The 20,936-nt window shown below is 73.0% G+C and carries 15 protein-coding genes; 8 read left to right on the top strand and 7 right to left on the bottom strand.

Going from position 1 to position 20,936, the window contains the following annotated elements:
* Positions 1 to 21: 21 nt before the first annotated feature.
* From CP970_RS05170 to CP970_RS05145, 6 genes are all read right to left on the bottom strand, one after another.
* Positions 22 to 882 (bottom strand): phytanoyl-CoA dioxygenase family protein, encoded by an 861-nt coding sequence (locus CP970_RS05170; RefSeq protein WP_055544360.1) that lies wholly within the window; start codon positions 880 to 882, stop codon positions 22 to 24.
* A gap of 33 nt (positions 883 to 915) precedes the next feature.
* The gene (locus CP970_RS05165; RefSeq protein ID WP_055544361.1) at positions 916 to 2,034 is read right to left on the bottom strand and encodes a phenylacetate--CoA ligase family protein; all 1,119 of its coding nucleotides are present in this window, start codon (positions 2,032 to 2,034) and stop codon (positions 916 to 918) included.
* Positions 2,031 to 3,197, bottom strand: a complete 1,167-nt coding sequence (locus CP970_RS05160; RefSeq protein WP_055544362.1) for a hypothetical protein — start codon at positions 3,195 to 3,197, stop codon at positions 2,031 to 2,033. The genes CP970_RS05165 and CP970_RS05160 overlap by 4 nt, the downstream gene beginning before the upstream one ends.
* Positions 3,194 to 5,335, bottom strand: coding sequence for a DegT/DnrJ/EryC1/StrS family aminotransferase (locus tag CP970_RS05155; protein ID WP_055544363.1), 2,142 nt, complete (start codon positions 5,333 to 5,335; stop codon positions 3,194 to 3,196). Before CP970_RS05155 ends, CP970_RS05160 begins: the two co-directional genes overlap by 4 nt.
* A gap of 7 nt (positions 5,336 to 5,342) precedes the next feature.
* The gene (locus tag CP970_RS05150; protein WP_224058230.1) at positions 5,343 to 6,479 is read right to left on the bottom strand and encodes a radical SAM protein; all 1,137 of its coding nucleotides are present in this window, start codon (positions 6,477 to 6,479) and stop codon (positions 5,343 to 5,345) included.
* 422 nt (positions 6,480 to 6,901) lie between these two features.
* Complete coding sequence (locus tag CP970_RS05145; protein ID WP_055544364.1) at positions 6,902 to 7,648, bottom strand: Clp protease N-terminal domain-containing protein; 747 nt, start codon at positions 7,646 to 7,648, stop codon at positions 6,902 to 6,904.
* A 544-nt stretch (positions 7,649 to 8,192) separates the two neighbouring features.
* Here CP970_RS05145 and CP970_RS05140 point away from each other — a divergent pair.
* The 8 genes from CP970_RS05140 to CP970_RS05105 all read left to right on the top strand — a co-directional run bounded on the left by CP970_RS05140 (position 8,193) and on the right by CP970_RS05105 (position 18,069).
* Positions 8,193 to 8,990: a 3-hydroxybutyrate dehydrogenase gene (locus CP970_RS05140; protein ID WP_055544365.1), complete on the top strand. Its 798-nt coding sequence runs from the start codon at positions 8,193 to 8,195 to the stop codon at positions 8,988 to 8,990.
* A 387-nt stretch (positions 8,991 to 9,377) separates the two neighbouring features.
* Positions 9,378 to 10,454: a pyridoxal-phosphate dependent enzyme gene (locus tag CP970_RS05135; protein WP_157877657.1), complete on the top strand. Its 1,077-nt coding sequence runs from the start codon at positions 9,378 to 9,380 to the stop codon at positions 10,452 to 10,454.
* 169 nt (positions 10,455 to 10,623) lie between these two features.
* Entirely contained in the window at positions 10,624 to 11,661 is a 1,038-nt protein-coding gene (locus CP970_RS05130; RefSeq protein WP_055544367.1) for an ornithine cyclodeaminase family protein, read from the top strand.
* Between the two features lie 43 nt (positions 11,662 to 11,704).
* On the top strand, positions 11,705 to 13,510 hold the full coding sequence (locus CP970_RS05125; protein WP_055544368.1) for a GNAT family N-acetyltransferase: 1,806 nt from the start codon (positions 11,705 to 11,707) through the stop codon (positions 13,508 to 13,510).
* The gene (locus tag CP970_RS05120) at positions 13,507 to 14,766 is read left to right on the top strand and encodes an ATP-grasp domain-containing protein (RefSeq protein WP_055544369.1); all 1,260 of its coding nucleotides are present in this window, start codon (positions 13,507 to 13,509) and stop codon (positions 14,764 to 14,766) included. The genes CP970_RS05125 and CP970_RS05120 overlap by 4 nt, the downstream gene beginning before the upstream one ends.
* Complete coding sequence (locus tag CP970_RS05115) at positions 14,763 to 16,022, top strand: MFS transporter (RefSeq protein ID WP_055544370.1); 1,260 nt, start codon at positions 14,763 to 14,765, stop codon at positions 16,020 to 16,022. The genes CP970_RS05120 and CP970_RS05115 overlap by 4 nt, the downstream gene beginning before the upstream one ends.
* Before the next feature lie 57 nt (positions 16,023 to 16,079).
* Positions 16,080 to 17,060: a diiron oxygenase gene (locus CP970_RS05110; RefSeq protein ID WP_063806006.1), complete on the top strand. Its 981-nt coding sequence runs from the start codon at positions 16,080 to 16,082 to the stop codon at positions 17,058 to 17,060.
* Positions 17,050 to 18,069, top strand: coding sequence for an ornithine carbamoyltransferase (locus CP970_RS05105; protein ID WP_055544371.1), 1,020 nt, complete (start codon positions 17,050 to 17,052; stop codon positions 18,067 to 18,069). The genes CP970_RS05110 and CP970_RS05105 overlap by 11 nt, the downstream gene beginning before the upstream one ends.
* Here the strand turns inward: CP970_RS05105 and CP970_RS05100 are convergent.
* Positions 18,045 to 20,825: a helix-turn-helix transcriptional regulator gene (locus CP970_RS05100; RefSeq protein ID WP_055544372.1), complete on the bottom strand. Its 2,781-nt coding sequence runs from the start codon at positions 20,823 to 20,825 to the stop codon at positions 18,045 to 18,047. The genes CP970_RS05105 and CP970_RS05100 overlap by 25 nt on opposite strands.
* Positions 20,826 to 20,936: the final 111 nt, after the last annotated feature.

The raw sequence follows: 20,936 nt of genomic DNA, 5'->3' as shown, positions 1-20,936 counted from the left end.
TGCCTGCGAAATAAGCCGTGTTCAGGCTCCGTCGTCCGCCGACCACGGCTTGAGCCAGCGCGGGTCGGGAGTGTCGTCGGAGCGTACGAACCGGGTGTCGACGGAGAGCCGCATCGCGTCCGTCGTGGTGTCCAGGGACGCGTGGATGACGCGCGGCAGGTGCACCATCACATCGCCCGCCGCGAAGTCGGCGTACAGCCAGCGGCGGCCGAGCGTGCGCGCGGTCAGCTCCAGGTCGTGACAGATCTGGCGGCGGTCGGCCGGGCGGTCCGTGGTGTCGCGCAGCGGCTCGTACTCCTCGGGCGGGAGCCGGTGGGAGCCCTCCAGGTAGACGAGGCCCCCGGTGGGCGGCGGGCAGTCGCCGACCGGGGTCCACATCGTGACGACCCTGGGCGAGCCCTCGTCCATGTAGTCGAGGTCGACATGGGCGCGCGATGCGCGCCGGGTGCCGCGGTGGAAGTGGCGCAGGATGCGCCGCGGCAGCATCTCGGCCTTGAAGTCCAGCAGGTGGGCGGCGAGTTCGCCGAGCACGGGGTTGCCGACGAACCGGTCGAAGGGCGCCGAGCGCACGAATTCGTACGCGGGATGGCCCGCCACCCCGTACTCCGGGACGTCCTTCGGGGTACGGCCGGAATACACCCCTTCCTCGGGGGCCGTGCCCGGCGCCAGGAAGCCCGGTGGGAAGAGGGAGAAGTACCGGCCGCGCAGCGCGAGCACCTCCGCGCGGTCCAAGAGCCCGGGCAGAAACAGATACCCGTCGGCGTGCAGCCGCTCGCGCAGCGCGAGCGGGTCCCTCGGGGGCAGCAGGTCCGCACTGGAACGCAGCGGCCCGAAGAGCTCCGGAGTGAAGGGTATGGGTACGCCGTTCGACGACAAGTCCACGATGAATCCTTCGAAGCTGGGGAACCCGGCGCGTCAATAGACGCCTTCCACCGCCTCCTGCGCGCCCGCCGCGTCCTCCTGGAAGGGCCGCACCGCGGCCACTCCGTCCCAGGGGAACCACGGATGCGGGCCCGTCCTGATCGCGCTGTCCCGCTCGAGGAGATTGGGCAGGAAGAGGTCTTCGAGCAGCGTGGTGGCCCGTACACGGCCCCGCTCCCCGACGGCCACTTCGCGCCACGGGTCCACGGGGTCGACCACCTTGAGGACCGCGAAGGGCGGCGGCAAGTGATAGGAGTGTCCGGTGCCGCCCGGCAGTTCGGGCGCGCCGGGCACCGCGTCGGCCTGCAGGGCATGGCCGACCAGCGTGTTGCCGTACGTGTCGATCCACTCCACGCCCACCAGGTGCTCCTCGCGCAGGAACTCCGCCTCCGCGGCGGAGCACGAGGTGCCGCCGGTGCACACGGCACGGATGCCGTACGTGTGCAGGGGGCGTGGCAGTCGCATGGCGAGTTCCAGGAGCAGGCGCGAGGTCGTGAAGAGCAGCGAGGGCCGCTCGGCGGCGAGCAGCGCGAGGGTCTGGTCGATCAGGTGCGCGGTGTACGCGTCGGCCTCGCCGCCCGCGCGCAGCGCGGCCTTCACCCAGCGCGGGTCGAAGTCGATGGCGTGCACGGCGCCGCGCCAGCTGTCGGCGAGCCCCTCCACGAAGTGCCCGTACGCGTGCGGGCCGCTCGGCGTCATCGCGAGCACGTCGCCGCCCGCCACGCCGCGCGCCTCCAGGACCGTGCGGTAGATCTCCACGTCGTACGCGAGGCGGGTGACGTTGACGATCCGGCAGGGCGTCCCGGTGGTGCCGCCGGTCTCGAAGACCCGGAAGGGGCGGTCCTGGTAGCCGCGCGGGCGCAGGTCGCGGGCGCTCGCCGTGCGCAGCTCCGCCTTGTCGAAGAGGCCGAACAGGTCGAGCGCGGCGAAGCCGTTGACGTCCTCGACGGGGTCGAAGCGGAGCTTCGCCCTGCGCGCCACCCAGAAGGGGCTGCCGGTGGCCGGGTCGAAGTGCCAGCGCATCATGCGGCGCGTCCACGCGTCGAGGTCCACGGCGAGCTCGGGCACCCGTTGGCGCAGTGTGTCGTGCAGAGTGCCGAACGTCGTCGTCATGCGGGACCTCGCTTCGCGGGTCGGTACACGAAAAGGGAATCGGCGGTGATGGCCGCTGTCGCGGCGGGTTCCGCGCTGAGGACGGCGGCGAAGGGGAAGGGCACCTCGTGGCCGATCAGCGGGTGCGGATCGGGCGTGGCGAAGTGGCCGTCGAGCAGGACGAGTTGGGGCGGTGCCAGGGAATCGGTCGCGGCGCGCCGGGTGAGGAGGCGGTCCGCGGGGCGCAGCCGGTCGCTCACGGAACGTGCGGCGCTCCGGGCGGCGCCCGGCTCCCGGAAGGCGGCCAGCGGCCATGTCCCGTCCGGGCGGAGCGCGTCGAGGGCGGCGGCCAGCGCGATCGCCAGGGACCGTGCCGCTTCGGGGTGTGCGCAGACGACAGTGCGTACGTTGCTGCAGAACCGCCCCGAGTCCGCCGCGACCAGCGGCAGCAGCCACTCCACGGCGTCGGCGGTCGACAGGTCGGACGGTACGAGGGCGCAGCCCCTGCCCGGTCCGTGCAGGGTGAGCGAGGGGGAGTCGCGGAGCGCGGCGGCGAGCCCGGCGCCGCCGTAGACGACGTGCCGGTCGGTGAGCCGCAACAGCCCGTGCAGGGCGCGTTGTTCGGCCGGGTACAGGCCGATGCGGGACGCGGGCCAGCCCGCCGCGAGCAGGGCGGCGACGAGCCGGGCGGCGGACAGCGGCTCACGTCGGCTCGGGCGCACCCACACCCCGGCCGAGCGCTCGGCCTGGTCGCACACGGACACCAGGCAGGTGAACGTGTTGCCCGGCAGCGCGACCAGGGTCAACCGCTCGTCGGGCACGGGGGCTTGCCCCCTCTTCAGGACGTCCGTGTGGAGCATCTCGCACCACCGGTCGACCAGTGGGCCCGGCAGCCCCGCACTGTCCTGGAGCGCCGCGCGGAAGTCCTGGGCGCTCTGCTCGCCGACGCCGCCCACGGTGAGGGTCGCCCGGTCGAACAACTCCAGTGCGGTGAGCAGGAGTTCGCGGCGTCCGGTGAGCGTGGGCAGGGTGGGGCGTGCGCTGTCCCACCACCGTCGGTCCGCGTGGGCGACGATCTCCGGGACCAGCGCGAGCCGGGTGCCGGTCGAGCCGGGCAGTTCCACGGTGTCCAGCGACGTCCGCCACTCGCCCCTGCGGAACGCCAGGACCTGATCGCCCGTCACGACAGCTCGCTGCGGAGCGCGGCGACCACCCGGATCTGCTCGGCCTCCGTGAGCGACGGGTACAGCGGAAGCGCTACGTGGTGGCGGGCGAACCAGCGGGCCCGTGTGAAAGGACCCGGCTCGGAGGACCGCCCCTCGGTCACGAAGTAGGGGTGGTCGCACAGCAGATGGTCGTAGACCTCCCCGGCAAGCGCCACACCGTGCCGCTCCCGCAGGCGCTTCTTCAGGAGCGCGCGGTCCAGGGGGCCTTCGGGGTCGGGATAGGCGAGGTACTTGTAGTAGTTGCTGCCCGCGGCGTCGGGCACGGGGTGCGGGCGGATGCCGGGCACGTCGGCGAGCAACGCGTCGTAGCGCGCGGCGAGTTCACGCCGTGCCGTCAGCGTGACGGCGAAGCGCTCCAGGTCGACCGTGCCGACGGCGGCGTGCAGTTCGCTCAGCCGCCAGTTGCTGCCGGGACGGTCGTGCAGCGTGGAGCCCTGGGCGCACTTGCCGTGGTCGCGCCAGCGTCGCACCTGCTCCAGGTCCTCGGCGCTGGCCGCGCTGAGTAGTCCGCCCTCGCCGCTGATCGCGACCTTCGTCGGGTAGAAGGAGAAGGCGCCGAACCTGCCGAGACTCCCGGCCGGGCGTCCTCGCAGGGTGGAGCCGAAGGCGTGCGCGGCGTCCTCGACCACCGGGATGCCGCGTTCCGCGCAGAGCGGCAGGACCGCGTCGATGGCGGGTGAGACGATGCCGCCGATGTGCACCGGGAGGACGGCCGCGGTGTCGGGGTGCAGGTCAAGGGCCGTGCGCAGCGCGTCGGGGTCAAGGCCGAGCCCGTCCGGCTCGATGTCGACGAAGCGCACTGCCGCGCCCGCGCGCACCGCCGCGGCCGCCGTCGCGAAGAACGTGTTGACCGGCACGAGCACGGTGCGGCCGCTCACGCCGATGATGCGCAGGGCGATCTCCAGGGCGGCCGAGCCGGACGCCACGGCGGCGGTGTCCGTGCCGGTCCAGGCACGCGAGAGCTCCTCGAAGCGGGCCACCTGTGGGCCCTGGGTGAGCATGCCGGAGGCGAGCGCGGCGTCCACGCGGTCGAGCACGGCGCGCCGCTGCGACACCTCGAAGTGGATGCGCTGGGCGGGGACTTCGGCCTGGTGGGCGGGCGGTCCCGCGTCATGCGGCTTGGCCAGGGTGCGGGTGAAGAAGTCCGCGGCGTGGCCGACGTGGGTGCCGTGGCCCATGGCGATCTCGTGCACTTCCACGTCCGCGTCGGCGACCGCGTACGCCTCTTCGACCCGCCGTGCGGCGGCGCGCGCGTCGGCGGGTTCCAGGAAGGAGTCGGCCGTGCCGTACTGGAGTTGCAGCGCGGCGGGGGCGTGCGCGGCGTAGAGGTCGGGCAGGTCGGCGTACTCCAGGATGCCGGGCAGGACCGCGCCCTCGTGGCCGGTCAACAGCCTTTCGTAGAGCGCCGGGTAGCTGCCGAGGTGGCTGGCCGCGCAGAGCGGCAGCCGACGGTCGTCGGTCAGCAGCGAGGTGTGCAGGGCGACCGCGGCGCCGAGGCTGTGGCCGAACAGGCCGACACGGTCGGGGTCGACGAGCGGATGGGCGCTCAGGACGTCGAGCGCGCCCAGGGCGTCGCCGACGAGCGCGCCGAGCAGCGATCTGCCGGTCAGCGCGAACGCGTGGGCGAGCAGGGTGCCTTCGTCCCTTCCCGCCCTGCGCTCCGCGTCGAGGCCACCGCCGATGCCGTGGTCGAGGGAGAGGGTCACGAAGCCCGCCCGCGCCAGCTGCTCGGCGACGTTGCGGTCGGGGTGGTCAGGGGGTACGTCGCCGGTGAGCTGGTCGAGCCGGGCGTTCTTGCCGCCGAGTACGAGGACGGCGGGCCCCTGCGCGATGTCCCGCGGCGCGAGCAGCGTGCCGTGGAAGGTGCCGCGCAGCGGGGAGTCGAGGACGAGGTGCTCGCGGTGCAGCTCTCCCTCGTCCGAGACGGTGCGCTGCGCGACGGTCAGCGTGGCGTGCTCGACGCGGGCCAACCGGGTGATGACTGAACGGAGTTGACGGGACCAGGCGCGGTGGGCCGGCGGTGCCGCCGAGGGCCCTGCGGCGAACCGCAGGGCGGGCTCGGCGGCGAGCAGCCGACGGACGTGACGTAGCTGCATCCGCGGCTCAGACGAAGTCGCCGTGCAGGGTGCTCGGCACTTCCAGCGCGTAGGCGTCCAGCGCCTCGTCCAGTTTGATCTGGCCGCGCTTGAGGAGTTCGAGCAGTTCGTTCTGCGGCCGGTAGAAACATGATTTGCACAGGTCGGTCCTGCGCGGGTTGGAGGCTTCCCACTCGGCTCGCGGGCCGCCGTCGAGTACCTCGGAGTAACTCTGCTCGACGACATTGCCGATCAGATAGCGGCTGTTGAGATGCACCTGCGGGCACGGATAGAGATTGCCGTCGGCGCCGACCGCGGTCACGAAGCGGCTGTAGTGGCAGTGTTCGAAGTCGCCCTCGACCTCTTCGACCTGGTCCATCGGTCCTCGGTCCAGCTTCGGCACCGATACTTCGAAGGCTTCCGTGGAGAGTTCGGCGGCCTGCGTGAGGGATTCCGAGATCTCCGACATCACGGATTCGATGGTCTCGTGGCCCATCGCGCTGTAGAACTCCGGTTCGAAGCGCACATAATGCGCCCCGGATTCGTGGGCGATACGGGCCGCGTCCATGATCTCCCGGTAATTCTGCAGGGTGATCACGTAGTTGAAGCCGATGCGGAAGTCCGGGTCGACGGCGCTCTCGCGGAGCTTGCCGACCGAGCCGATGAACTTCGAGAACGTCTGTTCGCGGTCCCGGGTGATGTCGTCGAAGGTGGCCTCGGTGCCCGCGTTGAGGCCGATGCGGACCCAGGTGTGGGTCTCGGCGACGCAGGAGGCGACCTTGGGGCGGCCGAGCCGGGAGCCGTTGGTGATCAGGCCGATCCGCAGCCCGGCGGCGTGCCCGGCGCGGCAGATGTCGGTGTAGCCGGGGTGGATGGTGCACTCGCCGCTGCCGCAGAAGGTCACGGCCCGCCCGTCGTTCTCGGCGAACTCTCGCAGCAGCGTGACCGCCTTGTCGGTGGCGATCGAGTCCTTGAACGAGAACAGGTCGTAGAACTGCTCTTCGTTGGGGGAGTGGAAGTTGCAGAAATTGCAGCGCATATTGCAGGCGCCCATGATGCCGATCCGCATATGGACGGGCTTGATCTCTTCCCCTGCCACGAAGCGCCGCAGCAAATCGCCGTGGGCGAGAACCTTCTGTGGCGAGTGAGCCTGATCGAGACTCACGATGGGGAGGCCGTCGCGATTTTGAGGGAAGGCCATTTGGATGTCGCCGGAACTGGGTGTGCTGTTCACGAACCCCCCACACAAGATCGATGTGCGTATATGTTGTTCGAGCTTGTTGGCGACATTAGGGAGGCCCAAGAGGGCTGTCAATGGGTCTAGACAATACGATGGTTGATGGCGGAATGAGAACCGCCGCTCTGCCCGAATGGGCATCCGACGTGGTAGTCGGCCCCGGCGGCCGCTCGTCGTGGCGGTCGGGCGCGGCGGGCGCCGGGCCGGTGGGACGGTGTGGGCGGTAAGAGGTGAACGCCCGGAGCGCCGCCATACCGGTGCCCGTCAAGAGGCGGAAATCCGCCGAGTACGGCTCATGTCGGTGCCACCCGGCCTTGGGGCCGGGTGGCGGATTGAGTGCGGGTTGGGGGTTACGGGTTGCCGCCCGATGTCAGCACGCTGAGGGTCTCGGCGACCCAGGCCGTGAGGCCGTCCTTCGTGAGGCCGAGGCCGGTGAGCGGGCCCGAGCCGTCCTCGAACTCGACGAGGGCGAGCAGGAGATGCTCGGTGCCGATGTAGTTGTGGCCCAGGCGCAGGGCTTCGCGGAACGTCAGCTCCAGGACCTTGCGCGCCCCCGCGTCGTACGGAACGAGCTCGGGCACCTCGCCGTCGGCCGTGGCGGGCAGCGCGTCGAGGGCCGCGTCGCGGACGTCGTCGAGGGAGACGCCCTGCGTGACGATCGCCTTGGCGGCGAGGCTCTCCGGGTCGCCGAGGAGCCCCAGGATCAGGTGCGCGGTGTGGATCTCGTCGTGGTGAGCGGCCTTGGCCTCGTTGTGCGCGGCCATCACGACGTTCTTGGCCCGCGGGGTGAAGCGGCCGAAGCCCTGGCTGGGGTCGAGGTCGGCGGCCTCGCCCGGGTTCTTGGGGACGAAGCGCTTCTGGGCGGCCTGCCGGGTGACGCCCATGCTCTTGCCGATGTCGGTCCAGGAGGCGCCGGAGCGGCGCGCCTGGTCGACGAAGTGGCCGATGAGGTGGTCGGCCACGTCGCCGAGGTGGTCGGCGGCGATGACCGCGTCGGAGAGCTGGTCGAGGGCGTCGGTGTGGACCTTCTTGATGGCGTCGATGAGGTCGTCGAGGCGCATCGGAGGCTGCGGAGTCGTGCGTTCGGAGTCCGTCATGTGACAACCGTAGGTTGACAGTTGGGAGGGTGTCAACCTTGGGTTGACAGTGAAGGTGGGGGCGAATTCCGCGGCGGGGCCTCGGAGTTGAGCACGTAGCCGGGCCGGGCCAAGCCGGGCCAAGCCGGGCCGGGCCGGGCTGAGCCGGGCCAAGCCAGGCCGGGCCGGGCCGGGCTGAGCCGGGCCAAGCCAGGCCGGGCCGGGCCGGGCTGAGCCGGGCCAAGCCAGGCTGGGCTGGGCCAAGCCGGGCTGGGCCAAGCCGGGCTGGGCTGAGTCGGGCTGGGCCGAGCTGAGCTGAGCTGAGCCGAGCCGGGCCACCGTGCCGAGCCCGGAGATGAGCCGGGCCCAGAGCCGAGCCCGGAGCCGAGCCCGCAGTCGAACCCCGGAGCCGAGCCCGCAGTCGAACCCCGGAGCCGAGCCCGCAGTCGAACCCCGGAGCCGGGCCCGGAGTCGACCCCCCGGGTTCCGCCCACACATGTACGCCCCGCACTGTGGTGCCCGCGACCATGGGAGGACCCGGCGCCGCCTCTCTAGCGTTTCGCCCATGACGAGCGAATCCCCCGGACCGGGCGAACCCCCCGGAGCACGTGCCGACGGCGTGGACCTCGGCGGACGCACCGCGCTGGTGACCGGCGGCGGCAGTGGCATCGGGCGGGCCTGCGCCGAGGCGTTCGCCGCCGCGGGCGCGCTGGTCCATGTGGCCGACGTCGACGCCGAGTCGGCGAAGGCGGTGGCCGCCTCCGTCGGCGGCGTGCCGCACGTCGTGGACCTCACCGACACCGACGCGGTCCCCGGACTCCCCGCCGACGTCGACATCCTGGTCAACAGCGCGGGCACCCAGCACGTCGCGCCCATCGAGGACTTCCCCGCCGCCCGCTTCGAGCAGCTGCAGCGCCTGATGGTGACCGCACCCTTCCTGCTGCTGCGGCACTGTCTGCCGCACATGTACCGGCAGGGCTGGGGCCGGGTGGTGAACATCTCCAGCGTCCACGGACTGCGGGCCAGCCCCTTCAAGTCCGCGTACGTCGCCGCCAAGCACGGTCTGGAAGGGCTCAGCAAGGTCGCCGCACTCGAAGCCGCCCCGCACGGTGTGACCTGCAACTGCGTCAACCCCGGTTATGTGCGTACGCCGTTGGTCGAGGGCCAGATCGCCGCCCAGGCCGCCGTGCACGGCATCGACCCGGCCGACGTCGTCGCCGATGTGCTCCTCGACCGTTCGGCGGTCAAGCGGCTCATCGAACCCGACGAGGTCGCCGCCGTCGCCGTCTGGCTCTGCGGTCCGCACACCGGCTACCTCACCGGAGCGTCACTGCCGGTCGACGGCGGCTGGACGGCGGGCTGATCCTCCCGGAGGAGGCGGGCTGATCCCCCGGCCCGGGCGGGCCGACCGCCTGAGGAAAACCCTGGGTTGATCACCGGGGCCCGGTGGTTGAAGGGCGGAACTACCGGCTCTGCGAGCCCCCGTGCGTGCCGCCGCGTCCCGCACGCCACACGAGGCGTCGCCACCCCGGCGCCCCTGCGGGGCCCCGGACCGATACCCCAGGGTTTTCACGGTCGCCCCTGCCCCCGCGCGGGGCCAAGGTGGAGCCACGGTCGCGGAGTCGCGGCGGACCTGGAAACACCGATACGGGGGAGAAGAATACCGGTGACCGGACGTACTACGGGGGTGTACGCACGGACGGGTCGCCCGGTAACGGGGGAACGACCGTCGCTGGGGCGGGGGACGGGGGTGCCCGGAGGCACCCCCGCTCGGGCGCGGGACGTCTCCAGGATCGGGCGCACTCCACTGGTGCCCGTACGGCTCAAGGTGGCCGGACGATGGCGTGAAGTGGGCCTGAAACTCGAACAGTTCAACCCCGGCGGCTCGGTCAAGGACCGGACCGCCTACGCGCTCGTGGAGGACATGGAGGACCGCGGACTGCTCGGCCCGGGACGTACGGTGGTCGAATCCACCTCGGGGAACCTCGGCGCCGCGCTCGCCTACGTGTGCCGGAGCCGCGGCTACCCTTTCGTCGCCGTCGTCGACCCGAAGACGAGTCGGCGCAACCTCGACGAGATGGCCGCCCTGGCCGCGGCCGTGGAACGGGTCGACCTGCCCGACGCGCACGGCGGATATCTGCGGGCCAGGCTCCGCCGGGTCCGTGACCTGCTCGCGTCCGATCCCACCTGCGTCTGGCCCGACCAGTACCGCAATCCGGCCAACCCGCGCGTCCACCGCGAACAGACCGGACCCGAGATCCTGCGGCACGGAAGCGAAAGCGGCAGTGGAAGCGGAGGCGGCAGCGGCAGCGGCTGCCCCGACGCCGTCTTCGTGGCCGTCTCCACCGGCGGCACCCTGGCGGGCGTCGCCCAGTACCTGCGCATGGTCGCCCCCGAGTGTCATGTCGTCGCCGTGGACGTCCGCGGCTCCGTGGCGCTCGGCGGCCCGCCGGGGCGGCGCAGGCTGACCGGGATCGGCGCGGGCCGCCCTTCCGACTTCGCACGGCCCGGCGACTGCGACCAGGTCAGGCACGTGCCGGACGCCGAGGCCGTGGCCGCCTGTCAGGTGCTGCGCGCACAGACCGGCGTGGGTGTCGGCGGATCGTCGGGCGCCGTGCTCGCCGCGGCGGCCCGCTACCTGACCGAGCGTCCGGAAGCGGAACGGGTCGTCTGTCTCTGTGCGGACGGCGCCGACCGCTACGAGGACACCTTGTACAGCGGGGCCTGGCTCCGCGAACACGGCTTCACCACCGGTACGACAGGCACGGCGGCGGCCGCCCGGGCCGAGGTGGCGGGACTCGCCTTCGACGCCGCGGAAATCGTCTGACGGACGAGGCCGCCGACCGCCCGGGGCGCCCGGCGCAGCCCGGCACACCGCTCCTCACACCGCTCCTCACACCGCTCCTCACACCACTGTGCACATCACTAGTCACACGTATGTCACGTCATGGCGCCGCACTCGCGCGGCGCGCACCACAACGGGGGATCCGAACACCATGTCCGCTCACGACAACCGCACCGCTCACCTGCCCGAATCCGACACCCTGACCTACCTCTCCGGCGCCGAAGTGCGCGAGGCCTGCGCCGAGATCGACCCGCTGGCCTGCATGCACGAGACACTCGTCGCGCATGCCGGGGGACGGACCGTGCTGCCGCCCGAGGCCTACCTCGGCTGGACGCCGCCGGACGGCGGCGAGGCCCGCAGCATCAACATGCCGGGCCTGGTGGAGGGCGGTCTCACGGCCGTGGGCACGAAGGTCATCAACGCCAACCCGGCCAACGTGGCCCAGGGCCTGCCGCGCGCCAGCGGACTGACCGTGCTCTTCGACCCGAGGACCGCACGCCCGCTGTGCGTCATGGAGGGCGCCCACATCAGCGCGCTGCGCACCGCCGCCGTCTCCGTGCTCGCCGCCCGCCACCTGGTCCGCCCCGGCGCCCGCACCGCGGCCCTCTACGGCGCGGGCGTCATCGCCCGCGAGCATGCGCTGATGCTGGCCGGCAGGCTGCCCGGCATCGAGGAGATCAGGGTGTACGACGAGGTGCCGGGCCGCGTCGCGCAGTTCGAGCGGGACATGGGCGACGCCCTCGGCGCGCACGAGGTCAAGGTCACCGCGGCCGTCGACGCGCGGACGGCCGCGCGGGGCGCCGACGTGGTGATCGCCTGCACCAACACCCGGCGCGGCTACGTCGAGCGCTCCTGGCTCGCCTCCGGCGCGCTCGCGGTGAACGTCTCGCTCGACGACCTGACCGAATCCGTGCTGACCGGCGCGGACCGGCTGTACGTGGACGACTGGGACCTGATCCGCGACGACCCGTACCGCCTGCTCGGCACGTTGCTGCGCGAAGGCCGCGTCCGGCAGGAAGACGCCGCGACCCTCGGCGAGGTGCTCACCGGGGCGCGTCCCGGGCGCACCGGCGACGACGAGCTGATCGTCGTCAACCCCTTCGGCCTCGCCGTCGAGGACATCGCGCTGGCCCACCGGGTCTTCCGCGTCGCGCGCCACCGGGGCCTGGGCACCGCGCTGCCCCGCTGACCGGCGGCCCTCTCATACCTCTCGTACGTCACGGAGAAGACCTGTGAAACGACTCCTGTTCGTCGCGGGCCGCAGCGGCCCGTCCCTGGACTACGCCCTGCCCCGGCTCGCCGCCACCGCGTCCGTGCACGCGGTGCTGCTCTCCCCGGTCGACGACTTCGCCCTCGGCGAGCTCGGCAGGCACTGTGCCGACGTCACCGACCGGAGCTCGGCCGCCGACCCCGTCACCGCGCTCACCGAACACGCCCGCCGGATCGGCGCCGACGGCCTGCTCACGTTCTCCGAGTACGCGGTGCGTCCGGTGGCCGAGGCCTGTGTGCGGCTCGGCCTGCCAGGACCCGGCGTCAACGCGGCGAGGGCGCGCGACAAGTGGCTGATGCGGCTGCGCTGGCAGCGGGCCGGTGTGCCCGTGCCGCGCTTCCGGCACGTCACCAGCCTCGGTGACCTCCAGCGGGCCAGGGACAGGATCGCGCTGCCGTTCCTGCTCAAGCGCGCCGACGGGGCCGGGTCGATCGGGCACGTCGTGATCGGCGAGGACACCGACATCGCCGAGGTGTGGCACCGCGCCCTGGAGGTCGACCGCGCGGCTCGCGGGGACGGGTTCGGCGACTACACGGCGGGCACGGACGTGCCGTCCTTCGTCGCCGAGGAACTCATCGAGTCCACCACCGAGTCCTGGTACGACGAGAGCCGCGACGACACGCGGGGCTACGGCGACTACCTGAGCGTCGAGGGCATCGTCGCCGCCGGTACCTACCACCCGGTGTGCGTCACCGGCAGGCTGCCCACCGTCGCGCCCTTCACCGAACTGAGCAACCAGGCGCCCTGCGTGCTGCCCGAGCGGCTGCAGCGCATCGTCGAGGAGCACGCGCGGCGCGCGGTCGACTCGCTCGGCCTCGACACCTGCGCCACGCACACCGAGCTCAAGCTGATGGCGGGCAACCGGCTGAGCCTCCTGGAGACGGCCGCCCGGGTCGGCGGGGCGATGGTCACCCGCGAGGTCGCCGAGGTGTACGGCGTCGACCTGATCACCCTTCAGGCGCGCGAGGCGCTCAGCGAGCCGCAGAAGTACCCGGACCGCATGCTGGTCACCGGCGAGGGCCGGGCCGCCGCATCGCTCGCGCTGATCGCCACCGACTCGCGCGGCACGCCCTGGGCCACGCTGCCGCGCCTCAACTGGCGTACGCACGACTGGGGTTCGCTGGTCTCGCCCGGCACCACGGTGGAGATCGCCCGGGGCAGCACGGTGCCCGACGGAACCGTGATGCCGCGCTACGACGCGGCCGCCGCGGCGCTGAGCATCGGCGGCATCGCCTACCTCACCGCCGACGACCCCGCCACCCTCAAGGCCGACACCTACCGGATCCTGGACGGCCTGGAGGCGAGCCTCGTCGCCGGGGAGGGGGAGCGGCAGCGGGCCGAGCTCACCGGATCCGCACCCGTCGTGTACGCCGACGAACTCCCGGCAGCCGCCGAGGTGTCCGACCTGTTCCGCGCCGCCGAGCTCAACGGGCCGATCGACGAGCCCGCGCGCATGCGGCGGATGCTGGAGACCTCGCAGCACCTCATGACCGCCCGCGTGGCGGGTCGCCTCGTCGGTCTCATCCGGGTGTTGACGGACCTGTCGTTCAACGCCTTCGTCGCCGACCTGGCCGTCCACCCCGACCTGCAGCGCCGCGGCATCGGCGGCGAACTCCTGCGCCGGGCCACCGAGCCGCACCCCGGGGTCAAGTTCGTCGTGCACCCCGGCAACCACTCCGGGGACTTCTACCGCAAGCAGGGGTTCGTGCCCGCGCCGGAGTGCGTGGCGCTGCCCCGCCGCGAGAGCGACCCCGAGGAGGACCGGTGAACACTGGCGGAGAAACGGTTCTGGTGGTCGGCAGTGGCACCCAGGAGTACCGCGAGTACCTGCTGCGCTCGGCCGCGTTGAAGGCCGACCTGTGGCTGCTCGACGAGACCGCCCCCACCTGGCAGTCGCCCCATCTCGCGGGCTCCACACAAGTGGTGCCCAGTGACGTCAACGCCCTGGTGGCGGCGGCTCGTTCGGTCGCCGAGCGCCGGGCGGTGCGGGGCGTCTTCTGCTACGACGAGGCGCTGATCCTGCCCGCCGCCCAGGTCGCCGAGGCCCTCGGTCTGCCGGGCCCGACCGTGACCGCGGTGCGCAACTGCCGCGACAAGCACCGCACCCGCGCGCTGCTGCGCGACGCGGGGCTGCCGCAGCCGAAGTTCGCCCTGGTCGCCGATCTCGCGGAGGCGGCGGCCGCGGCAGAGTGGATCGGCTACCCGGTGGTGGTCAAGCCCCGTGGTCTCGGCGCGAGCCGAGGTGTGGCCCTCGTCCGCTCGGCGGCCGATCTCGCGGGGCTCTTCGCCGACGCGCGCTCGGCCCACTACCCGGGCGTCCCGACGTACCGGGCGGGCATCCTCGTCGAGGAGTACCTCGAAGGTCCCGAGATCAGCGTCGACGGCGCCGTCCACGACGGCGAGTACGCGACGATGTTCCTCGCCCGCAAGGAGGTCGGCCTCTCCCCGTACTTCGAGGAGACCGGCCACCTGGTCGACGCGGGGGACCCGCTCCTGAACGACCCCGCCCTGCGCTGGATACTCGCCAGGACCCACCGCGCGCTCCGGGTCGACCACGCGGTCACCCACACCGAACTGCGCCTGACATCACGGGGGTTCGTGGTCATCGAGGTGAACGGCAGGCTAGGCGGCGACCTCATCCCCTACCTGGGAAAGCTCGCCACCGGCATCGACCCGGGCCTGGTCGCCCTCGACGTCGCCCTGCGCACCCCGCCCGACCTCACCCCCACCCACGCGCGCGCGGCGGGCATCCGCTTCCTCTACCCGCCCGAGCACTGCCGCGTCGACCGCGTCACGGTGCCCGCGCCCGACGAGGCGTCAGGACTCCTGAGGGCCACCGCACTCGCGGCCCCCGGCGACGAACTCCGACTGCCGCCGCTCGACTACCTCCAGCGGTACGCGTACGTCCTGTGTGCCGCCGACACCCCCGAGGGGTGCGTCGGACGCCTGGACGAAGCGGAGGCCCAAGTCGCTCTCCACGCAAGGCCGTTGGAACACGTCACCGACGCGCGGAGGGCGTCGTGACCGTACCCGATCCGGCCGCCCAGGAGACCAGCGAGGCGGCGCGGGAGCCCGACCCCGGCATCCGCGCCGCCCTGCGCGAACTGCCCACCCCCGCACGGCTGCTCCTCGCCGGGGTCGCCCTGAACCGCATGGGCTCCTACGTCCAGGTCTTCGTGGTCCTGTACGTCACGCACCTGGGCCACACGGCCGGTCAGGCCGGTCTCGTCCTGACCGGATACGGGGCGGGCTCGGTGCTCGGCACGCTGCTCGGCGGGACGCTCGCCGAACGCCTCGGCAACCGGCGCACCATCGCCGGATCGGTGATCGCCACGGGGCTGCTCACCGCGGCCCTGCCCGCCGCCCCGGGCTACTGGGCGCTGCTGCTGACCGTCGCCGCCATCGGCGCCGCGTCCCAGGTCTACCGCCCGGCCGCCGCCGCGCTCCTGGCCGAACTCCTGCCCGCGCACCGCCTGGTGGTCGCCTCCGCCGCGTTCCGGCTCGCGCTGAACGTCGGCGCGGCGCTCGGCCCGCTCGCCGGTGCGGCGCTCCTGACCGGCTCGTACACGCTGATGTTCGAGGTCAACGCGGTCGTCTCGGTCCTCTTCGGACTCGTGGCGCTCGTCGTCCTGCCGGGCGGCGGGGGCGCACCGAAGGCGGCGCGCGGATCTACGGGGGCGCGTTATGCCGACGTCCTGCGCGACCGCGCCTTCACGCTCGTCGTCCTCGCGCTGTTCCTCATCGCGCTCGTCGAGTCGCAGTACCTGACCGCGCTCCCGCTCGACCTGCGCGAACGGGGCGTGCCGACCGCCGTGTACACCGCGCTCGTCGCACTCAACGGCCTCCTCGTCATCGTGGGCGAACTGCCCCTGACCCGCTACGTGCAGACCTGGCCCATGCGCGTCTCCATCGCGGGCGGCATCGCGCTCATCGGCTGCGGCATCGGCCTGTACGGCATCCACGCGGGCGCCGCGCTCCTGGTGGCCGCCACCGTCGTATGGACCCTCGGCGAGATGGTCGCCGCGCCCTCCACGCTCGCCTACCCGGCGCTCACGGCGCCCGACGGCGCGCGCGGCCGCTACATCGCGGCGCTCTCCGCGGGACAGAGCGTCGGCTACGCCGCCGGGCCCGCGCTCGGCGCGCTCCTCTTCCAGGCGGTGGGCGGCGCCGTCTGGCCGGTGTTCGCGGCCGTCGGGCTGCTCGCCGCGGCGGCCGCCCGCTCCGGGGTGCGCCAGCCGGACGCGCTGCGCGAGGCCGCGCCGCACGCCGGGAGCCGGTGACCGCCACCCCCACCGCCAACCGCCCTTGCCCAGCGATCCACTTGAGCAGAGACCGAGATGACCCACCACGAGTTCGACGACAACCACGACTGGTACGAGCGGTCGGGGGTGCGCAGCGGCCCGCACCGGACCGTCAGCGGCCCCCTCGACCCCGCGACCCGGTTCTTCCCGCACCACCTGGTGCCCTACTGGGACCATCCCCTGGTCCGCGCCCTGCCCGAGCGTCGCCGTCAGGAGCTCCTGGCCCGCCACCTCTACCACTACCTGAACTTCACCGCCCACTTCGAGACCCGCGTGGTCAACCGCGCCACCGAGCGCATCGCCGACGGCCGCACCGGCCTCGACCTGCCCGCGCGGGTCCGGCTCGACGCCTACCGCATCTACTGCGACGAGGGCTATCACGCGCTGTTCAGCCTCGACGTCGTCGAGCAGATCGCCGCGGCCACCGGCATCCCGCCGCTGCCGTACGCCTTCGACCCGTTCTTGCGCCAGCTCGACGGCATCGGCGCCGAACTCCTCGCCGGGGAACCGGTCCTCGCCCAGCTGCTCCAGGTCGTCGTCTTCGAGACGCTCGTGACCTCCGTGCTCAACGAGGTGCCCAAGGACCAGGAAGTGCTGCCCGTGGTGCGGGAGGTCGTCCGCGACCACGCCAGGGACGAGGGCCACCACCACGTGTACTTCTCCCGGTTCTTCGAGCGGCTCTGGAGCGACCTGCCGACCTCGCTCAAGCGGCGCGCCGCCCGCTGCCTGCCCGAGCTGATCGTCTCCAGCCTCACGCCCGACCTGCGGCCCGTGGGCGCCGCCTTGACCGTCGCGGGACTCGGGCCCGACGCGGTGCGCGACGTCATCGCCGACAGCTACGGCACCCCGGCGAGCAAGGGTGCGCTACGGACCACCGCACGCCACTCCGTCCGCCTGTTCCGGGACGCCGGAGCACTCGAACTACCGGGCGCCGCCGAGGCGTTCGCCACCGCGGGCCTGCTCGTCGACGTGCCCGACTCAGCAGAGATCCCCAGGGAGGATCCCGATGAACACTGACGCCGCTCAGCACGCCGCCGTCCCCAGGGGCGCCCCGCCCGAGGCCCCGGAGACCGGTCTCTTCTCACTGGCCGACCTCTCCGTGGAGACCGTCACACGCCTCGCGGAGCGGTCCGTGGAGCTGCACAGGGACCGCGCCGCGCACGACCGTCCGCTGGCCGGTGCCACCGTCGGCGTGCTGTTCACCAAGCCGTCCACGCGCACCAGGACCGCCTTCACGGTGGCCGCCGTGCGCCTGGGCGCGGTTCCCGTCACCTACGGCCCCGGTGACCTCCAGCTCTCCACCGGTGAGGCGATCGAGGACACCGGAAGGGTCTTCGGCGGCATGCTCGACGGCCTCGTCGCCCGCACGGCGGGGCCCTTGGCGGAGCTGCGGCGGCTCTCCCGCTCAGGACACCTCCCGGTGGTCAACGCCATGGCCACCGAGGAGCACCCGTCGCAGGGCCTGTGCGACCTGGCGACGCTCCGGCTCTGCCTGGGCGACGACCTGCGCGGACTGCGCCTCCTCTACGTGGGGGAGGGCAACAACACCGCCGCCGCGCTCGCCCTCGCGCTCGCCGGGATCCCCGGCTGTGAGGCCACCTTCGCCTGCCCGCCCGGCTACGGCCTCCCCGACGACCTCGTGTCCGCCGCGGGCAAGCGCGCGGCCCGCAACGGAGCGGTCATCGACCGGCGGGACTCCGCGGCCGACCTGCCGAGCGGCGTCGACGTCGTCTACACCACCCGCTGGCAGACCACCGGCACCAGCAAGCCCGACGCGGCCTGGCGCGAGCGGTTCCGCGCGTTCCACGTCGACGAGGAGTTCATGACACGGCGTCCCGGTGCCCTCCTCCTGCACGACCTGCCCGCGCACCGCGGTGACGAGGTCACCGGAGCGGTGCTCGACGGGCCGCGCTCGGTGGCCTGGACCCAGGCATCGATGAAGCTCAGCAGCGCGATGGCCGTACTGGAGTGGGCACTTGGGCCGCAGCGGCGGCCGGGAACCTACACCGGCGCCTCGGCGGCCTGAGCGAGCAGCCGGACGAGCTGTGCCCTGCGGCTCACCCCGTCGAGCTTGCGGTAGATGTTGCTCAGGTGGAACTCGACCGTCTTCACGCTGAGGAAGAGCCGCTCCGCGACCTCGTGATTGGTGAGGCCCCGGCCGACCACGAGCGCCACCTGCAGCTCCTGCGGGGTCAACCGCTCCAACGGAGCCCGCTCCGGGCGCACTTCGGTGCCGCCCGCCGCGTGCAGTTCGGCGGCCACCCGCGCCGCCCACCCGGTCGCGCCGAGCCGCTCGAAGGTGACGAGCGCCCGTTCGAGCAGGCGCCGCGCCTCGCTGCGCCTGCCCTGCCTGCGCAGCTGCTCGCCCCACGCGAACTCGGTCCTGCCCCGCTCGAAGGGCACCGGACGCTCGGCGAGCAGCGCGAGGGAGCGCTCCATGTGCCGCGAGGCGGCTTCCGGGTCTCCCGGTTCGAGCAGCCCCCGACAGCGCGCCGCGGCGCCCGCGGTCACCGGACGGTGGCCGCGGCCCGCCTCGTACTCCAGGACGTCGAGGACCTCGCGGGCCTCGGCGGTCATGTGCAGATGGACGTACGCGTCGGCCAGATCGGCCGCCCAGGTCAGATACAGGCCGTCGCCGCGCCCGTGCTCCCGCGAGAAGGCGCGCACGTCCTCCAGGCAGTGCACCGCCTCCTCGAAGCGGCCGAGGCCCAGTTCGAGCAGGCCGAGGGCGCCGCGCGCCCGGGCCGCGTCCATCGGCAGCTCGGTGGAGAGCGCCCACTCCTGGGCCTGCGCGGCATGCCGCCTGCAGTCCTCCTCGCGGTTGAGCGCCGCCTCGGTCCTGGCGAGCGCGGCGAGCCCGCGCGGCACCTCGATGAGGCGCCCGGTGGCCTCGGCGAGCCGGACCGCCTCGTCGGCGTGGGCGAGCGACGGCGTCCAGCGGCCCCGCCAGAACTCCACCACGGCCAGGGTGCACAGCAGGTGGGAGAGCAGCCCCACCGCGCTCGAACCGCGCGCCGTGTACGCGGCGCGGTCGAGGAGGCCGTAGGCCTCGTCGAGTTGCTCGGCCGCCAGATGGCACAGGCCGCCCACTCCGGAGAGCGGATAGGGGAACGCGGGATCGGGCGAGGCGAGCGGCTCGGCCAGCTCGCGCAGGAGTTCCCTGCCCGCGTCCGCGTCGCCGCCGAGCAGCAGCACCAGGGTGTGCAGGAGGCGCACCGGCAGCATCGCCTCCTGGGCGGAGCCCGCCATGTGCATCGCCGCCGCCGACGAGTGCCGGGCCGCCGTGAGGTCGCCGACCGCGAGTTCGGTGAGGGCGATGCCGCCGAGCATCACCGCGGCGAGCGCGGGGTCGACCTTCTCGGCCTCGTCGACCGCCGACCTGAGCAGCTCGCGCGAACGGGTCGGCTGACCGCGCTGGACGTCCAGGTAGCAGCGGAGCTGTCGGATGTCGAGCCGGGTGCCGAGCTGCTCGGCGTGTTCCAGGGCGCGGTCCAGGATCGCCGCCGCCTCGTTCAGGGACCCCGCGGCCTGCGAGGCCCGCGCGGCGTCGAGGAGCCGCTCCGCCTTGCGCTGGCCTGCCGGGGTGAACCGCGCCGCCCGCTCGTACAGCCGGGAAGCGAGGGGGTACGTGAGGGTCTCCGGGGCGCCGGACGCCGCGTTCTCCAGGAGCGAGGCGACGTGTTCGTCCGGCTCGGCGCCCGATGCGGCCAGGTGCCAGGCGTACTGCTCCAGGGCGGGCGCGGTCGCGCCTTGCAGGGAGCGGGCGACCGCGTGGTGGGCCCGCCGCCTGCGCACCGGCGTCGCCCCGTGGTAGACGGCGGAGCGGACCAGCGGGTGCCGGAAGGCGTACCCGTCCCGCTCCTCGACGACCAGGCCCGCCGCCTCCGCCGCCTCCAGCGATTCGTAGCTGAGCCCGTGCGCCCGCAGCGCCGCCTCGGTGCCCGCGAGCGGCCGGGTGCCCAGGACCGCGAGCAGCAGCATCGCGTCCTGCGCCTCGGACGGCAGCCGGTCGACCGCGCTGCCGAAGGTGTGGGCGAGGAGCTCCCCGATGGCCAGCGGCGCCCCGGATTCCTCCTCGTCGCCCCCGGAGTCGCTGCCCGCGAGCAGCGCGGGCAGCTCGATGAGTGCCAGGGGGTTGCCCCGTGCCTCGGCGAGCAGCCGGGCCGTCTCCCGCTCGGTCAGTTCGGCGGTGCCCTCCTCGGCGATGAGCCGGTGCGCCGAATCGGGGTCGAGGCCGCCGAGCGTCAGCGTGTCGATGGAGGCGAGCCGCGAGGCCGATTCCTCCGGTGCGTCGCGGGTGGTGAACAGGACGACGACGCCCTCGCGGCCGAGCCTGCGGGTGGCGAAGGCGAGCGCGTCCAGTGAGTACGGGTCGAGCCAGTGCGCGTCGTCGACGGTGACGAGCACGGGCCCCTCGTCGGCGAGGGCGCCGAGCAGGCTGAGGGTGCCCGCGGCCACCGCGAACCGGTCCTGCGCCTCGGCGGGCCCGAGCGCGAGGGCGCCGGTGAGCGCGGCGACCTGACGCTCCGGGATGCGGTCGAGGAAGTGCAGGACGGGCCGGAGCAGATCGGCGAGGCCCACATAGGGCAGGTCCGATTCGACCTCGACGCCGCGGGTGCCGATCCGCAGCAGGTCGTCGGCGGCGTCCGCGACGTACGAGACGAGGCTCGTCTTGCCGATGCCGGCCTCACCGCGGATGACCAGCGCGCCGCTCTCGCCCCCGCGTGCCTTGTCGATGAGGGCAAGAAGACGTGCGCATTCCGCGGAGCGCCCCAGGAGCATGGCTTCAGCGTACCGGCGGGGCCGGACTTCGGAGGGCGGTCGAACGGTACGTATCTGGCCATGAGTTGGCACGCTCGCGGCAACGCGCGGACTCCGTCGATCTGCTCGGGT

The organism is Streptomyces kanamyceticus (genome assembly GCF_008704495.1).
Lineage (GTDB): Bacteria > Actinomycetota > Actinomycetes > Streptomycetales > Streptomycetaceae > Streptomyces > Streptomyces kanamyceticus.
This window is presented reverse-complemented; position numbering and strand designations above follow the sequence as displayed.

What these genes read in the sequence shown, in the direction of transcription:
- CP970_RS05165 (WP_055544361.1), bottom strand. Translation starts at nt 2,034, where the DNA reads ATGACGACGACGTTCGGCACTCTGCACGACACACTGCGCCAACGGGTG.
- CP970_RS05155 (WP_055544363.1), bottom strand. Translation starts at nt 5,335, where the DNA reads ATGCAGCTACGTCACGTCCGTCGGCTGCTCGCCGCCGAGCCCGCCCTG.
- CP970_RS05145 (WP_055544364.1), bottom strand. Translation starts at nt 7,648, where the DNA reads ATGACGGACTCCGAACGCACGACTCCGCAGCCTCCGATGCGCCTCGAC.
- CP970_RS05140 (WP_055544365.1), top strand. Translation starts at nt 8,193, where the DNA reads ATGACGAGCGAATCCCCCGGACCGGGCGAACCCCCCGGAGCACGTGCC.
- CP970_RS05130 (WP_055544367.1), top strand. Translation starts at nt 10,624, where the DNA reads ATGTCCGCTCACGACAACCGCACCGCTCACCTGCCCGAATCCGACACC.
- CP970_RS05110 (WP_063806006.1), top strand. Translation starts at nt 16,080, where the DNA reads ATGACCCACCACGAGTTCGACGACAACCACGACTGGTACGAGCGGTCG.
- CP970_RS05105 (WP_055544371.1), top strand. Translation starts at nt 17,050, where the DNA reads ATGAACACTGACGCCGCTCAGCACGCCGCCGTCCCCAGGGGCGCCCCG.
- CP970_RS05100 (WP_055544372.1), bottom strand. Translation starts at nt 20,825, where the DNA reads ATGCTCCTGGGGCGCTCCGCGGAATGCGCACGTCTTCTTGCCCTCATC.